10 protein-coding genes and 1 pseudogene are annotated in these 11,337 nt (G+C 64.6%); 5 read left to right on the top strand and 6 right to left on the bottom strand.

Translation table 11 applies throughout. From position 1 onward, the window contains the following. The 3 genes and pseudogenes from WA702_RS14705 to WA702_RS14695 form a co-directional block, all read left to right on the top strand. Nucleotides 1-1,916: tetratricopeptide repeat protein (locus WA702_RS14705; protein ID WP_425111261.1), on the top strand; the 1,916-nt coding region annotated here is incomplete at its 5' end. Nucleotides 1,917-2,117: 201 nt separating this feature from the next. Then, nucleotides 2,118-2,549: pseudogene (locus WA702_RS14700) on the top strand (adenylate/guanylate cyclase domain-containing protein); the annotation flags it as partial. A gap of 171 nt (nucleotides 2,550-2,720) precedes the next feature. Next, nucleotides 2,721-3,902 (top strand): tetratricopeptide repeat protein, encoded by a 1,182-nt coding sequence (locus tag WA702_RS14695; protein WP_425111262.1) that lies wholly within the window; start codon nucleotides 2,721-2,723, stop codon nucleotides 3,900-3,902. A 47-nt stretch (nucleotides 3,903-3,949) separates the two neighbouring features. Here WA702_RS14695 and WA702_RS14690 read toward each other — a convergent pair whose 3' ends face one another. The 3 genes from WA702_RS14690 to WA702_RS14680 form a co-directional block, all read right to left on the bottom strand. Beyond that, the gene (locus tag WA702_RS14690; RefSeq protein WP_425111260.1) at nucleotides 3,950-4,627 is read right to left on the bottom strand and encodes a nitroreductase; all 678 of its coding nucleotides are present in this window, start codon (nucleotides 4,625-4,627) and stop codon (nucleotides 3,950-3,952) included. A gap of 203 nt (nucleotides 4,628-4,830) precedes the next feature. After that, complete coding sequence (locus WA702_RS14685) at nucleotides 4,831-5,082, bottom strand: hypothetical protein (RefSeq protein WP_425111259.1); 252 nt, start codon at nucleotides 5,080-5,082, stop codon at nucleotides 4,831-4,833. Nucleotides 5,083-5,608: 526 nt separating this feature from the next. After that, entirely contained in the window at nucleotides 5,609-6,295 is a 687-nt protein-coding gene (locus WA702_RS14680; protein ID WP_425111258.1) for a spermidine synthase, read from the bottom strand. A gap of 200 nt (nucleotides 6,296-6,495) precedes the next feature. Between WA702_RS14680 and WA702_RS14675 the strand changes: the two genes are divergently transcribed. Both WA702_RS14675 and WA702_RS14670 read left to right on the top strand, forming a co-directional pair. Further along, nucleotides 6,496-6,957 carry a MarR family winged helix-turn-helix transcriptional regulator gene (locus WA702_RS14675; RefSeq protein ID WP_425111257.1) on the top strand — a complete coding sequence of 154 codons (462 nt, stop codon included), beginning with the start codon at nucleotides 6,496-6,498 and terminating at the stop codon, nucleotides 6,955-6,957. Between the two features lie 78 nt (nucleotides 6,958-7,035). Further along, a complete protein-coding gene (locus tag WA702_RS14670; protein ID WP_425111256.1) occupies nucleotides 7,036-8,697 on the top strand; it encodes an FAD-dependent oxidoreductase in 1,662 nt (553 codons plus the stop codon). 91 nt (nucleotides 8,698-8,788) lie between these two features. Here WA702_RS14670 and moaA read toward each other — a convergent pair whose 3' ends face one another. From moaA to WA702_RS14655, 3 genes are all read right to left on the bottom strand, one after another. Then, nucleotides 8,789-9,823, bottom strand: coding sequence for a GTP 3',8-cyclase MoaA (gene moaA / locus WA702_RS14665; protein ID WP_425111255.1), 1,035 nt, complete (start codon nucleotides 9,821-9,823; stop codon nucleotides 8,789-8,791). Between the two features lie 128 nt (nucleotides 9,824-9,951). Further along, nucleotides 9,952-10,467 carry a hypothetical protein gene (locus WA702_RS14660; protein WP_425111254.1) on the bottom strand — a complete coding sequence of 172 codons (516 nt, stop codon included), beginning with the start codon at nucleotides 10,465-10,467 and terminating at the stop codon, nucleotides 9,952-9,954. A gap of 120 nt (nucleotides 10,468-10,587) precedes the next feature. Next, entirely contained in the window at nucleotides 10,588-11,277 is a 690-nt protein-coding gene (locus tag WA702_RS14655) for an HAD-IA family hydrolase (protein ID WP_425111253.1), read from the bottom strand. Nucleotides 11,278-11,337 lie beyond the last annotated feature (60 nt).

The raw sequence follows: 11,337 nt of genomic DNA, 5'->3' as shown, positions 1-11,337 counted from the left end.
ACACGCTGCAGCGCGAGGCCGAGGCGTTGGCCTGCTATGACGATCTGCTGGCGCTGAAGCCGGATTATGTCGACGCGCATCTGAAGCGGGGCAGGCTGTTGTCGCGGCTCGGGCGCTTCGCGGACGCAGTCGCGAGCTACGACAACGCGATCCTGCACGATCCGCAGCAACTCGATGCCTTGATCAGCAAGGGCGAAGCGCTGCATCATCTTGGCCGGTTCGTCGATGCGATTGCTTGCTACGATCAGATCCTGGCGGCGAAGCCCACGCATGTGGCGGCGCTGATCGATCGGGGCTGCGCGTTCAAGGAGTTGGGGCGCGCCGATAATGCGATTGCCGAATTCAATGCCGCGCTGGCGCTTGCGCCTGACAACACCACGATCCTGATCAATCGCGGCGAGACCTTGCTCATCCTCAAGCGCAACAGCGAGGCGCTCGCGGATTTCGACCGGGCGATCGCGATCAATCCGGGCCTGGCGCTGGGCTGGCTCGGCCGCGCCAACGTGTTGATGATGAGCAAGCAGGTGAACGACGCGCTGGAGGCCTGCCAGCGCGCCGTCGCGATCGAGCCGAACTCCACCAAAGCGCTGACCCAGATCGGCCAATGTCACGCATTGCTCGGCAATGCAGAAGAGGCCGTTGCGTTCTTCGATCGCGCGCTCGCCATCAACCCGGCCGACGAGGTCGCGTTGACGAGCCGGATCTTCTCATTGGATTTCTGCGAGGGCGGCTATGCGCAGCACCAGGCGGCGCGGTCGGAATGGTGGCGCCGGATCGGGGCTGGCATTGCCGAGAGGCATCCGCCTGATCACGCCAACGATCCCGACCCGCACCGGCGTATCGTGCTGGGCTACGTGTCCGGCGATTTCAGGCAGCACTCCGCCGCCTATACGTTCCGGCCGGTGCTGCAGAACCATGACAAAGCGCGCTTCGAGGTGATCTGCTATTCCACCTCACCTGTCGATGACGAGGTGACGGCCTCGTTCCGGCAGGTTGCCGATCGGTGGCGTAACGTGCTGCAATGGTCCGACGATCAGCTCGCTGATGGCATCCGGGCCGACCAAGTCGATATCCTGATCGACCTCTCGGGACACACCAAAGGCAATCGGTTGCGCACCTTCGCGCGCAAGCCGGCGCCGATCCAGGTCACCGCGTGGGGCGATGCGACCGGCACTGGCCTGTCGACGATGGACTATCTGTTCTCCGATCCGGTCAGGGCGCCGCCGGAGGTGCGTCATCTGTTTGCGGAGCAGATCCACGATCTGCCATGCGCGTTGATTATCGAGCCGCCGGCGCCGGGCTTGCGTGCCTGCGAGCCGCCGGTGATCGCCAACGGCTATGTCACCTACGGCGTCTTCACCCGGGTGAGCCGATTGTCCAGCGCCGTCTTCGAGGTCTGGGCGCGCATTCTGCGCACGGATGTCACCGCCCGATTGCTGATCAAGGATTTTCTGCTCGGCGATGCCGTTATCCGGGCCCGGCTGCTGGAGAATTTTGCGGCGCACGGCATCGGATCTGACCGCATCGACCTGATCGGGCCGACCTCGCGCGAGGAGCATCTGGCGGCCTATCGGCTCATCGACATTTGCCTCGATCCGTTTCCGCATGGCGGCGGAGTCTCGACCTGGGAAACGCTGCATATGGGCGTGCCGGTCGTGACGAAACTGGGCAACAGCATCTCCAGCCGGCACGGCGGCGGATTTCTTGCGGCGATCGACATGAGCGACTGGACCGCTATCGATGATGATCACTACGTGGACATCGCGTTACGGTCGACGCTGGATCGGCTGAGGACGATCCGCCACCAGCTCCCCGATCTGATCGCCAGGCGCTGCAGCCCGGCCGTCTACACGCAGACTGTCGAGGCGGCCTATCGAACGATGTGGGAGACATACTGCCGCGGACGACAGGGGTGACCGGTCACGGCGCAACGCTACGGCGTGGCGTCGGCGGAGGGCTGGTCGGCCTGAATAGGTACGCTCGCACCATAATTCCATAATTCAGAATTCTTCATCTGTACGCCAGCGAGGGTTGTCACTTCCACGCGGCTGGACCACGCTGGCAGACCTGTCGGATTCATCGTATGACGGTGTGTGCGGGAGGAGGGCTGCCTTCCTATGGTGCAGGAGCAACAGCGGATCGGGCGCAGGCTGTCGGCGATCGTAGCCGCCGACGTGGCCGGCTATACCCGTCTGATGGGACTCGACGAGCCGGGAACGGTGCGGGCGTTACGCGAACATCGTGCCGTCGCCGATGCGCTGGTGACAGAGCATGGCGGCCGCATCGTCAAGGCCACCGGCGATGGCCTGCTGCTGGAGTTTCCGTCCGTCGTCGACGCGGTGGAATGCGCGGTTGCGTTCCAGGTGACGATGGCCGCGCGTAACGACGGTATCCCGCCCGACACCCGCATGCAGTTCAGGATCGGCATCAACCTCGGCGATATCATGATCGAGGGCGATGACATTCTTGGTGACGGGGTGAATATTGCTGTCCGGCTCGAGGGCATCGCAGAGCCTGGCGGCATCTGCGTCTCGGCGTCCGCCTACGACCAGGTTCGCGACAAGGTCGCGGTCCAATTCGCTGATGTCGGCGAGCAGAGCCTGAAGAATATCGCCCGTCCGGTCCGCGCCTATGCCGTGGTCCGGGACGGAATTGTGTCGTGGACCAAAGGCCATGGCGCGACGCGTGGCGCATCTCCGGCTCCGCCTCTGTCCATCGTGGTGCTGCCGTTTGCCAATATCGGCGGCGATCCCAAGCAGGATTACTTCGTCGACGGCATGACCGACAGCCTGACAACGGATCTGTCGCGCATCGCCGGCGCGCTCGTGATCGCCCGCGCCAGCGCTTTTTCCTACAAGGGCCAATCACCCGACGTGCGCAAGGTCGGGCGGGATTTGAACGTCAGCTACGTGCTCGAAGGCTCGGTGCAGCGCAGCGGCAAGCGGCTTCGGATGAATGTGCAATTGATCGAAGCCGCGACCGGCATTCATTTATGGGCCGAGCGGTTCGACAAGCCGGTCATCGATGTGTTCGACATGCAGGACGAGATTGTCGCCTCGCTGGCCAACACGTTGGATGCCGAACTGATGGCGGCGGAGGCGCAGCGCGCCGAGCGCTCGCCGAACCCCGACGTGATGGACCTGTGTTTCCAGGGCAAGGCCTGGATGAACCGAGGCATAAGCCCCGACGTCACGGCGCAGGCGCGCGGCTTTTTCGAGCGTGCCTTGGCGCTTGATCCCGGACATGTCGAGGCGCTGGTCGGCATGGCCATCATTGATGTGACGTTAGGACCCGGCTTCCTGGCCGACGATCGGGCCGCGCGCCTCGCCAGTGCCGAGCGGGCCGTCATCAAGGCGCTGTCGCTCGCGCCCACTCATGCCACCGCCCATGTGGTTCTGGGCGTCGTCAAGATCTTCACGAACCGCGGCGCGCAAGGCATTGCGCAATGCGAACGCGGATTGGCGCTGAATCGTAACATGGCGGATGCGCACGCCTGGATCGGCATCGGTAAATATTCCATCGGCCGTGCCGGAGAAACCGAGGCCCATATCCGCGAGGCGCTGCGGCTGTCTCCCCGCGATATCCACGCCTTCCGCTGGATGTGGATTCTCGGCCTCGCCAAATTCCAGCTCCATGCCGATGCGGAGGCGGCGGCGTGGATGAGCCGCAGCCTCGAGGCGAACCGCAATCAGCCGATCGGGCATTTCCTGCTGGGCGCGGTACTCGCGCAACTCGGCAGGCGTAGTGAGGCCTTGGCCGCCGTGCAGTCGGGACTTGTGTTCGACCCGGGTTTCACCATCCAGCGCTTCCTGGCGGGTGAAGCGAGCGACGACCCGATTTACCTCGCCGGCCGCGCCCGCCTCTGCGAGGGCCTGCGCATGGCAGGGGTGCCGGAGGGGTGAGCTCCGCGTAGCACCTTTGAAGAAGAGATCCTGCGCAAAGCTCGTGCCTACTCGTCGAAGCCGACGAACACCGCAGCTTCGTCGACAGACTTTCGTTCCGACACCACCGCATTGGCGGGGAACGTCTCGTCGGGCCAGCCCAGCGCGATGCTTTTCATGATGATCTGATCGTCGGCGATGCCGGCGTGCTCGCGCACCACGGGGGATTGCATGATGCCCTGGCTGTTGATCACGGCGCCGAGCCCGCGCGACCAGGCGGCATTGACCAGCGCGTTGGTCACGGCGCCGCAATCGAACGGCGTGTCGTCGCTGCCGTCCAGCACGCGGTCATAAGTGACGATCACGCAGACCGGCGCGTCGAACTGGCGGAAGCCGCGCAGCACCCAGTCCTGGCGCCTGTCCTTGTCGTCGCGCGCGATTCCCATCGCCGAGAACAACTGCTTGGCGACGCCGACCTGCCGGTCGCGATGCTGACCCGCAAAGGCCTGGCCGGTACGAAACTCGCGCGACTGCGGCACCCCCGCCACCATGCGCTCGGTATTCCCGGCGCGGATCCGATCCAGCGGCGCGCCGGTGATGACGGTGAAATTCCACGGCTGGGTGTTCATCGACGACGGCGCGCGCATCGCCAACGCGATGATTTCCTCGATCAGCGCCCGGGGGACGGGATCGGGCTTGTAACCCCTGATGCTTCGGCGACCGAGGACAACATCATCAAACTGCATGGTTCTGGAATTCCCCCGGCTGCTTCTGAATCGGAGTGGATAGTCGCGGCTTCTTGGCTTCCGCGCAAGGCCATGCACCGCGACGGAGGTCGCCCGACGACGCTGCGCCACGAAGCGAGCGGCCGATGGTTGATTGTGCATCTTGAAATTGATCGAGCCGGACCATTGGAGGCCCGGCTCGATGCGAGGACGTTCGATCGCTGCTACATCGACGCGTAGGCGTTCCTGAAGGCGATGGCGCCGGCGAGGGAGCGCGGACGTGTCCGCACCGCATGGCCGTCATTGCCGCTGCGCACGATCCATTGGCCGTTCTGCTGGCCGACGATGGTGCCGACGTGATGGCGCCATACCACGATCGCACCGACCCGAGGACCGCCGGCGTTCACGCCATAGTGAGCCCAGGATCGTGCGAGATTGTATTGCGGGCCGGGATCCTGGCCCACCTGACTGCGCATGTACCAGCCGCACCAGGCGGACGGCCGTCCCGCATGCGCATATCGATACCCGTGGTGCCGGTAATGAGCGTGATGATGGTGATGATGAGTTCGTGCTTCTGCACTGGATCCAAATAAGCAGAACAATGCTAGTCCAGCGACGAGCTTACGCATGTACCTATCCTTCGTTGCTGTTGAGGGAATGTTGCCGCGAAGCGCGACCAGATGATGAGCCGCTCGAAAAGACGTCAAGACGTCGGCAGCAGAACGTCGGAATTGATCCGACAGGCTTGAGTTAACGCCGGAATGATCCCGACAAGGTTTGGGTTTAAGAAGCCGCTGATGGCGTAAATATGGCAGCCGGACAAGCGTTTAAGTAGGTTAATATTAGCGTAGGTTAATTCTGCCGAGCGCTTTAACGGAACTTATTAGTTCCGTAATCTTGTAGTTCAACTAAGCGATGCCACGGCAACTTAACTCAACCTGCATCTGGACCGCTGGTCAAGACTAACAAAGATGCGCGTCGCGCTCGGCGATCAGCAACGAGCTATCGCGCCGGCCGGGTCGCGATCCAGATCACGTGACGCGCGCCGCCGCTGCTGCCGCGTCCAGTGGCGCGGATCTTGATTTCCTCAGCGACGAAGCCGGCCTTGCGCAAGCGCGGGGCGAAGTGGTCGTCCGGGTGTGACGACCATACCGCCAGCACGCCCGCGGGACTTAAAGCGCCGAACGCGGCCCGCAAGCCCTCCGCAACATAGAGCGCGTCGTTGGATTTCCGGGTCAGGCCCTGCGGGCCGTTGTCGACGTCGAGCAGGATCGCATCATAGTCAGCGCGCGCGGCGGCGATCATCGCACCCACGTCGGCCTCGCGGATGTCGACGCGGGGATCGGCGAGGCTCTCGCCTGATAATGCGGCCAGCGGCCCGCGGGCCCAGGCGACGACAGCCGGGACCAGCTCTGCGACGGTGACGCGCGCCTGCGGCCCGAGCACCTTCAGCGCGGCCCGCAAGGTGAAGCCCATGCCGAGGCCGCCGATCAAAAGCCGCGGCGCCGGTCGCGCCTTGATGCGCGCGCAGCTCAGCGTCGCCAGCGCCTCCTCGGACCCGTAGAGCCGGCTGTTCATCAATTCGTTCTGACCGAGCTTGATGGTGAAATCATTGCCGCGCTGCATGAGACGGAGTTGCTCGCCGCCGCCGGGCACGTCTGCGGTGTCAATCAGCTTCCAGGGAATCACGAGCGTCTCACGTCCATCCGATTGCAGTCTGCCTTCATGGACAGTGCTGATAGGCAATTGCGGGACGCAGCACAAGATGAGGAGCCCGTCGATGGCGGGCGCGCCGAAAGGGCTTTGGCGCGGCGACTGACGGCCGCCGCTCTTGAACTCCATGGGATGAGTGAGGCAGAGTTCGATCTGTTTCTTTAAGGGCCAATCGATTGAAAGCTGCAAAATCCGGGACGGCGTGGCGGCACGCCAATGCAGGCCGGCTGCTCAACAACGCGGTGCGGCGGTTCGAGGCCCGCGTGCTCGCATTGATGGGTGAGCGCGGACATAGTGAGACCCGCATGGCGCATATCAGCCTGACCCGCAATCTGGACGTGGAGGGGACACGGCTCACCGAGCTGGCGCGGCGCGCCTCGATGAGCAAGCAGGCGATGGGCGAGCTGGTCGATCAATGCGCCCAGCTGAAGCTGGTGGACCGCGTCGTCGATCCCAGCGACCGGCGCGGACGCATTGTCAGGTTCACGCCATCGGGGCTGAAATGGCTCGCTGCGTTCAGCAGCGCGGTCGATACGGCCGAAAAGGAGATGCGCGCCGAGCTCGGCAAAGCGACCATGGACGCGCTGTTGCGCGGCCTTTCGATCTATGGCGCCGATTTCGATCCGCTCGCGGACTGAGATCGTCAGGTAGCTTGACGATCTCGTCAGGCCGCCTTACCGTCGGCCGACGCTGGCAGGACGAGCAGGGAGGATGTCGTGGAGGCGCGTGTCGAGGTCGCTGTGCTGATCGCGGGCGGTGGGCCGTGCGGCCTGATGCTGGCGAACGAGCTCGGCCGGCGCGGCGTCTCCGCGGTTCTGGTCGACGACAAGCCCGGCACGGCGTTCAATCCGCAGGCCAACGCGACCCAGGCGCGCTCGATGGAGCATTACCGCCGGCTCGGCTTCGCTGATGAGATCAGGCAGGCGGGCTTGCCCGCCGACTATCCGACCGATGTGGCTTACTTCACCCGCTTTGCCGGCCACGAGCTGGCGCGGTTTCGGCTGCCGCCGTCGGGACGCGCAGGCGAGCTGGTCAAGGGTCTTTCCGGCTCCTGGAGCGCCGCCGAGCTGCCGCATCGGGTGTCGCAGAAATTCGTCGAAGCCGTGCTGCGCCGTCAGGCCGAGCGGCTTCCGGGCATCCAGCTCCATTATGGTCATCGGCTGATCAGCTACGTCTCGGACGATGCTGGCATCGTTGCTGACATCGAGCGCCTCGACGACAACAGTCGCATGCAAGTGCGCGCCGGTTTCCTGGTCGGCGCCGACGGACCCCGCTCGCTCGTCAGGCAGTCGCTCGGCATCGCCTATGGTGGCGAAAGAGGGACGCAACGCGATTTTATGGGCGGCCGGATGCTGGCGGTCTACCTGCGTTCGTCCGATTTCTACGCGCGCGTGCCGCATGCGAAAGCGTGGATGTATAATTGCTTCAATCGCGACCGCCGCGCCTTCATGGCGAGCGTAAATGGGCGCGACGAGTTTGCCTTCCACACCCAGCTGCATCCGGGCGAGGATGCCAACGCGATCACTGTCACCGAGGCCAAAGCAGCGTTCCAGCGCGCCTGCGGCCTGGCTGTGAGTTGCGAGGTGCTGTCGTTCCAGACCTGGACCGCGGGGCACGCGCTAGTTGCGGACGGAATGCAAAAGGGCAAGGTGTTCCTCGGCGGTGACGCGGCGCATCTGTTCACGCCGACCGGCGGGCTGGGCTACAACACCGCGATCGAGGACGCCGTCAATCTGGGCTGGAAGGTCGCCAGCGTCGTCAAAGGTGTCAGCCCAGCGGCACTGCTCGACAGCTACGAGGTCGAGCGGCGCCCGGTGGCGCTGCGCAACACCGACTATGCTCGGCGCTTCGCCGACTCGCTGGGACGGTTCACGGCGGCGCCCGAGACCGAGGACGACAGCGTCGCAGGCTCCGAGGCCAGACGTGTCGCAGGCGCCTATCTCGAGCAGCATGCGCGGGCCGAGTTCAACATTCCCGGCATCACCTTCGGCGGACGTTATGACGGCTCACCAATCATCATGTCCGATGGCAGCCTGCCGCCGCCGGATGCGGCCAACGTCTATGTGCCGAGCGCCTGTCCCGGCGGACGCGCGCCGCATGCCTGGCTTGATGACGGCATCTCGCTGTACGACCTGTTCGGCTTCGAGTGGACATTGCTGCAGTTCGGCGACGGCGCGTCCGTCGATCCGCTGTTGGCAGCGGCGCACGTATGGGGCGCCGATCTCAAGCTGGTGACGTTGCCCGCGTCCTTGCGTGCGCTCTATGAAGCCGATCTTGCCCTGATCCGGCCTGATCAGGTCGTCGCCTGGCGCGGCAGCGCCTCACAGGCCGATAAGCTGGTGGGCGTGTTTGCGCAGGCGCTGGGCCGTCACCGCTGATATCGGAATTTGAGATGCAATGGATTTTCGGGTTCATTCGGTTTGCGAATGCTCCGGAATGACGGCAGGGAGAACCGGATGATGCAGCAGGCTAGCCGCCCGTCACGCTCATGTGCCGGCTGACGCTTGGGCGGTTGTGGCGGCGATCGATAATGAAGTCGTGACCCTTGGGCTTGAGCCCGATGGCGCGGTCGATCGCTTCGCTCAACAGCTCGTCGCTCACAGAGGCGCGCAACGGCTTGCGCAGGTCGGAGGCGTCCTCGTGGCCGAGGCAGGTGTGCAACGTGCCGGTGCAGGTGACGCGGACGCGGTTGCAGGACTCGCAGAAATTATGCGTCATCGGGGTAATGAAGCCGAGCGTGCCGTCGGTCTCGTTGACGCGGACGTAGCGCGCCGGGCCGCCGGTCGTCTCAGGCAGATCGGTCAACGTGAACTGCTGCTCGAGGCGGGCGCGCACCAGCGACAGCGGCAGATACTGGTCGATACGACCAGATCCGATCTCGCCCATCGGCATCACCTCGATCAAGGTGAGCGCCATGCCCTTGCCATGCGCCCATTGCATGAGCTCGGGGATTTCGTCCTCGTTCATGCCCTTCAGTGCGACCGCGTTGATCTTCACGGCGAGGCCCGCGGCGCGCGCAGCCTCGATGCCCGCGAGCACGCGGTCGAGATCGCCCCAGCGGGTGATGGTGCGGAACTTCTCAGGGTTCAGGGTATCCAGCGAGACGTTGATGCGGCGTACGCCGCAGTCGGCGAGCTCGGCGGCGTATTTGGCGAGCTGCGTCGCGTTGGTGGTCATGGTCAGCTCGTGCAGCGCGCCGCTCGTGAGGTGCCGCGACAGCGAGCGCACCAGTCCCATCACGTTGCGTCGCACCAGGGGCTCGCCGCCGGTCAGGCGCAGCTTGCGGACGCCCTTCTTGATGAAGGCGGTGCAGAGCCGGTCGAGCTCCTCCAGTGTCAGCAGGTCGGCCTTGGGTAAAAAGGTCATGTCCTCTGACATGCAGTAAAAGCAGCGGAGGTCGCAGCGGTCGGTGACGGAGACGCGCAGATAGCTGATCGACCGCCCGAACGGGTCGGTCATCGGGCGCGTCAGCACATCTTGCTCCGTCAACGTCACATCGCTCATGAGGAAGCCCTGAGATCGCGCTATCGCCACAGCCGCCGGGCGGAGGCACGGCAAACTTGCGCTTCTGTCAATCTAGTCACGATCGGCGGTGGCTACAATCGGTTACGGTCCAAAGCTCGGGCCGGATCTCAGTGCGGCGCGGCGTTCGGAACGGGGAACGCGGAGTCGGATGCCGGTACCGCCGCAGGCGCAGCGGCCGTTTTCGCCGCCCGCGGCTTCCTCGGATGGTGGTGTCTCGCGGGCTTCGGCGGCGGTGGGGCCGGCTGCAGCCCCGCGACCACCGGATTGGGGTCGAATACGTACGGCGGCGCGCTGTTGAAAGCGCCGGTATTGTGGGTCACCTGCACTTGCACGGTCTCGGGCAGGAACTTGTCCATGCTGAAGGCGACGGAGAAGCTGGTATCGGGGGCGGGCACCTCGACCGAGCAGGGCGTCTTGCAGCCCGGGCCCAGCGAGGTTTTGGCTTCGGCGCCCGGCGGGCTCGATTCGAGCCGAATATCGACCATGGTCGCCCCCGACTTGAGCGAATCCAGTGACCATGAGGAGCAGCCGCCAAGGCAAGTCGCAAGGCTGGCTGCCGCCAACGCAGTCGCGATGACACGATGCATGATTTGCCCCACCCGGTCGACCCAAGCTGCGGCCATGAGCCGCATTCCCCGTGACGACCATAGGAGCGTCGGAACGGTAGAGCAACGGTGGCCAAATCGTCGTCAACAGCTGGTTAACAATACCGTTTCGGTAGATTTCTTCGAGGCATCAGCTGATTAGGTGGGGTGTCGAAAAGTTCCCAAAGCTTCGACCGCGGCCGGCAGATCCTTCATGTGGTGGATCAGACTGTCCGGATTCAGCTCGGCGATCGGCACGTCGGTATAGCCGAAGGTGCATCCGATCACCGGAACCCCGGCGCGACGGGCGGCGCCGACATCGGTGCCGGCATCGCCGACCATGACGGCACGGGCGATTTCGCCGCCGGCCTTCAGGATGGTCTGGCGCAGGATCGCCGGATCCGGTTTCGCCACCCCGAAGGTGTCGGCCCCGCAGATCGCGGCAAAGCGCGTGGAGAGTCCGAGTTCATCCAGGAGCCGGTTCGACAGCCATTCCAGCTTGTTGGTGCACACCGCGAGCCGGCAGCCGCGCGCGGCCAGCGTATCGAGCGCATCCTCCAGCCCCGCGAAGGGGCGGGATTCCACCGCGATATGGTCGCCGTAATAGGCGATGAAATCGGCGGCGAGGCGGTTCATCTCCTCCGGCGGGACCAAGCGCCCCTCGGCCTCCAGGCCTCGTTCGAGCAGCTTGCGGGCGCCGGCGCCGATCATGTTGCGGGCTGAGGCCAGCGGCAGCGGGGACAGGCCCTCGCGCGCCAAAACGTGGTTGAGCGCATTGATCAGGTCGGGCGCGGTGTCGACCAGCGTGCCGTCGAGATCGAAGACGATGGTGGGGGGAGTGGCGGACATGACTGGATTCGCTAGCCGCATCAATGCCGTCAGGCAAGGGGTCACAGTGGCTTTTTAATC

It is taken from the genome of Bradyrhizobium sp. (genome assembly GCF_049798375.1).
Taxonomy (GTDB): Bacteria; Pseudomonadota; Alphaproteobacteria; order Rhizobiales; family Xanthobacteraceae; genus Bradyrhizobium.
The sequence above is the reverse complement of the archived record's forward strand: the minus strand, read 5'-3'. Positions and strand labels throughout refer to the sequence as shown.

Excerpts from the sequence above, each read along its gene's own strand:
- WA702_RS14685 (WP_425111259.1), bottom strand. The coding sequence starts at position 5,082 with ATGCGCAGTCAGGTGGGCCAGGATCCCGGCCCGCAATACAATCTCGCA.
- moaA (WP_425111255.1), bottom strand. The coding sequence starts at position 9,823 with ATGAGCGATGTGACGTTGACGGAGCAAGATGTGCTGACGCGCCCGATG.
- WA702_RS14655 (WP_425111253.1), bottom strand. The coding sequence starts at position 11,277 with ATGTCCGCCACTCCCCCCACCATCGTCTTCGATCTCGACGGCACGCTG.
- WA702_RS14660 (WP_425111254.1), bottom strand. The coding sequence starts at position 10,467 with ATGGCCGCAGCTTGGGTCGACCGGGTGGGGCAAATCATGCATCGTGTC.
- WA702_RS14690 (WP_425111260.1), bottom strand. The coding sequence starts at position 4,627 with ATGCAGTTTGATGATGTTGTCCTCGGTCGCCGAAGCATCAGGGGTTAC.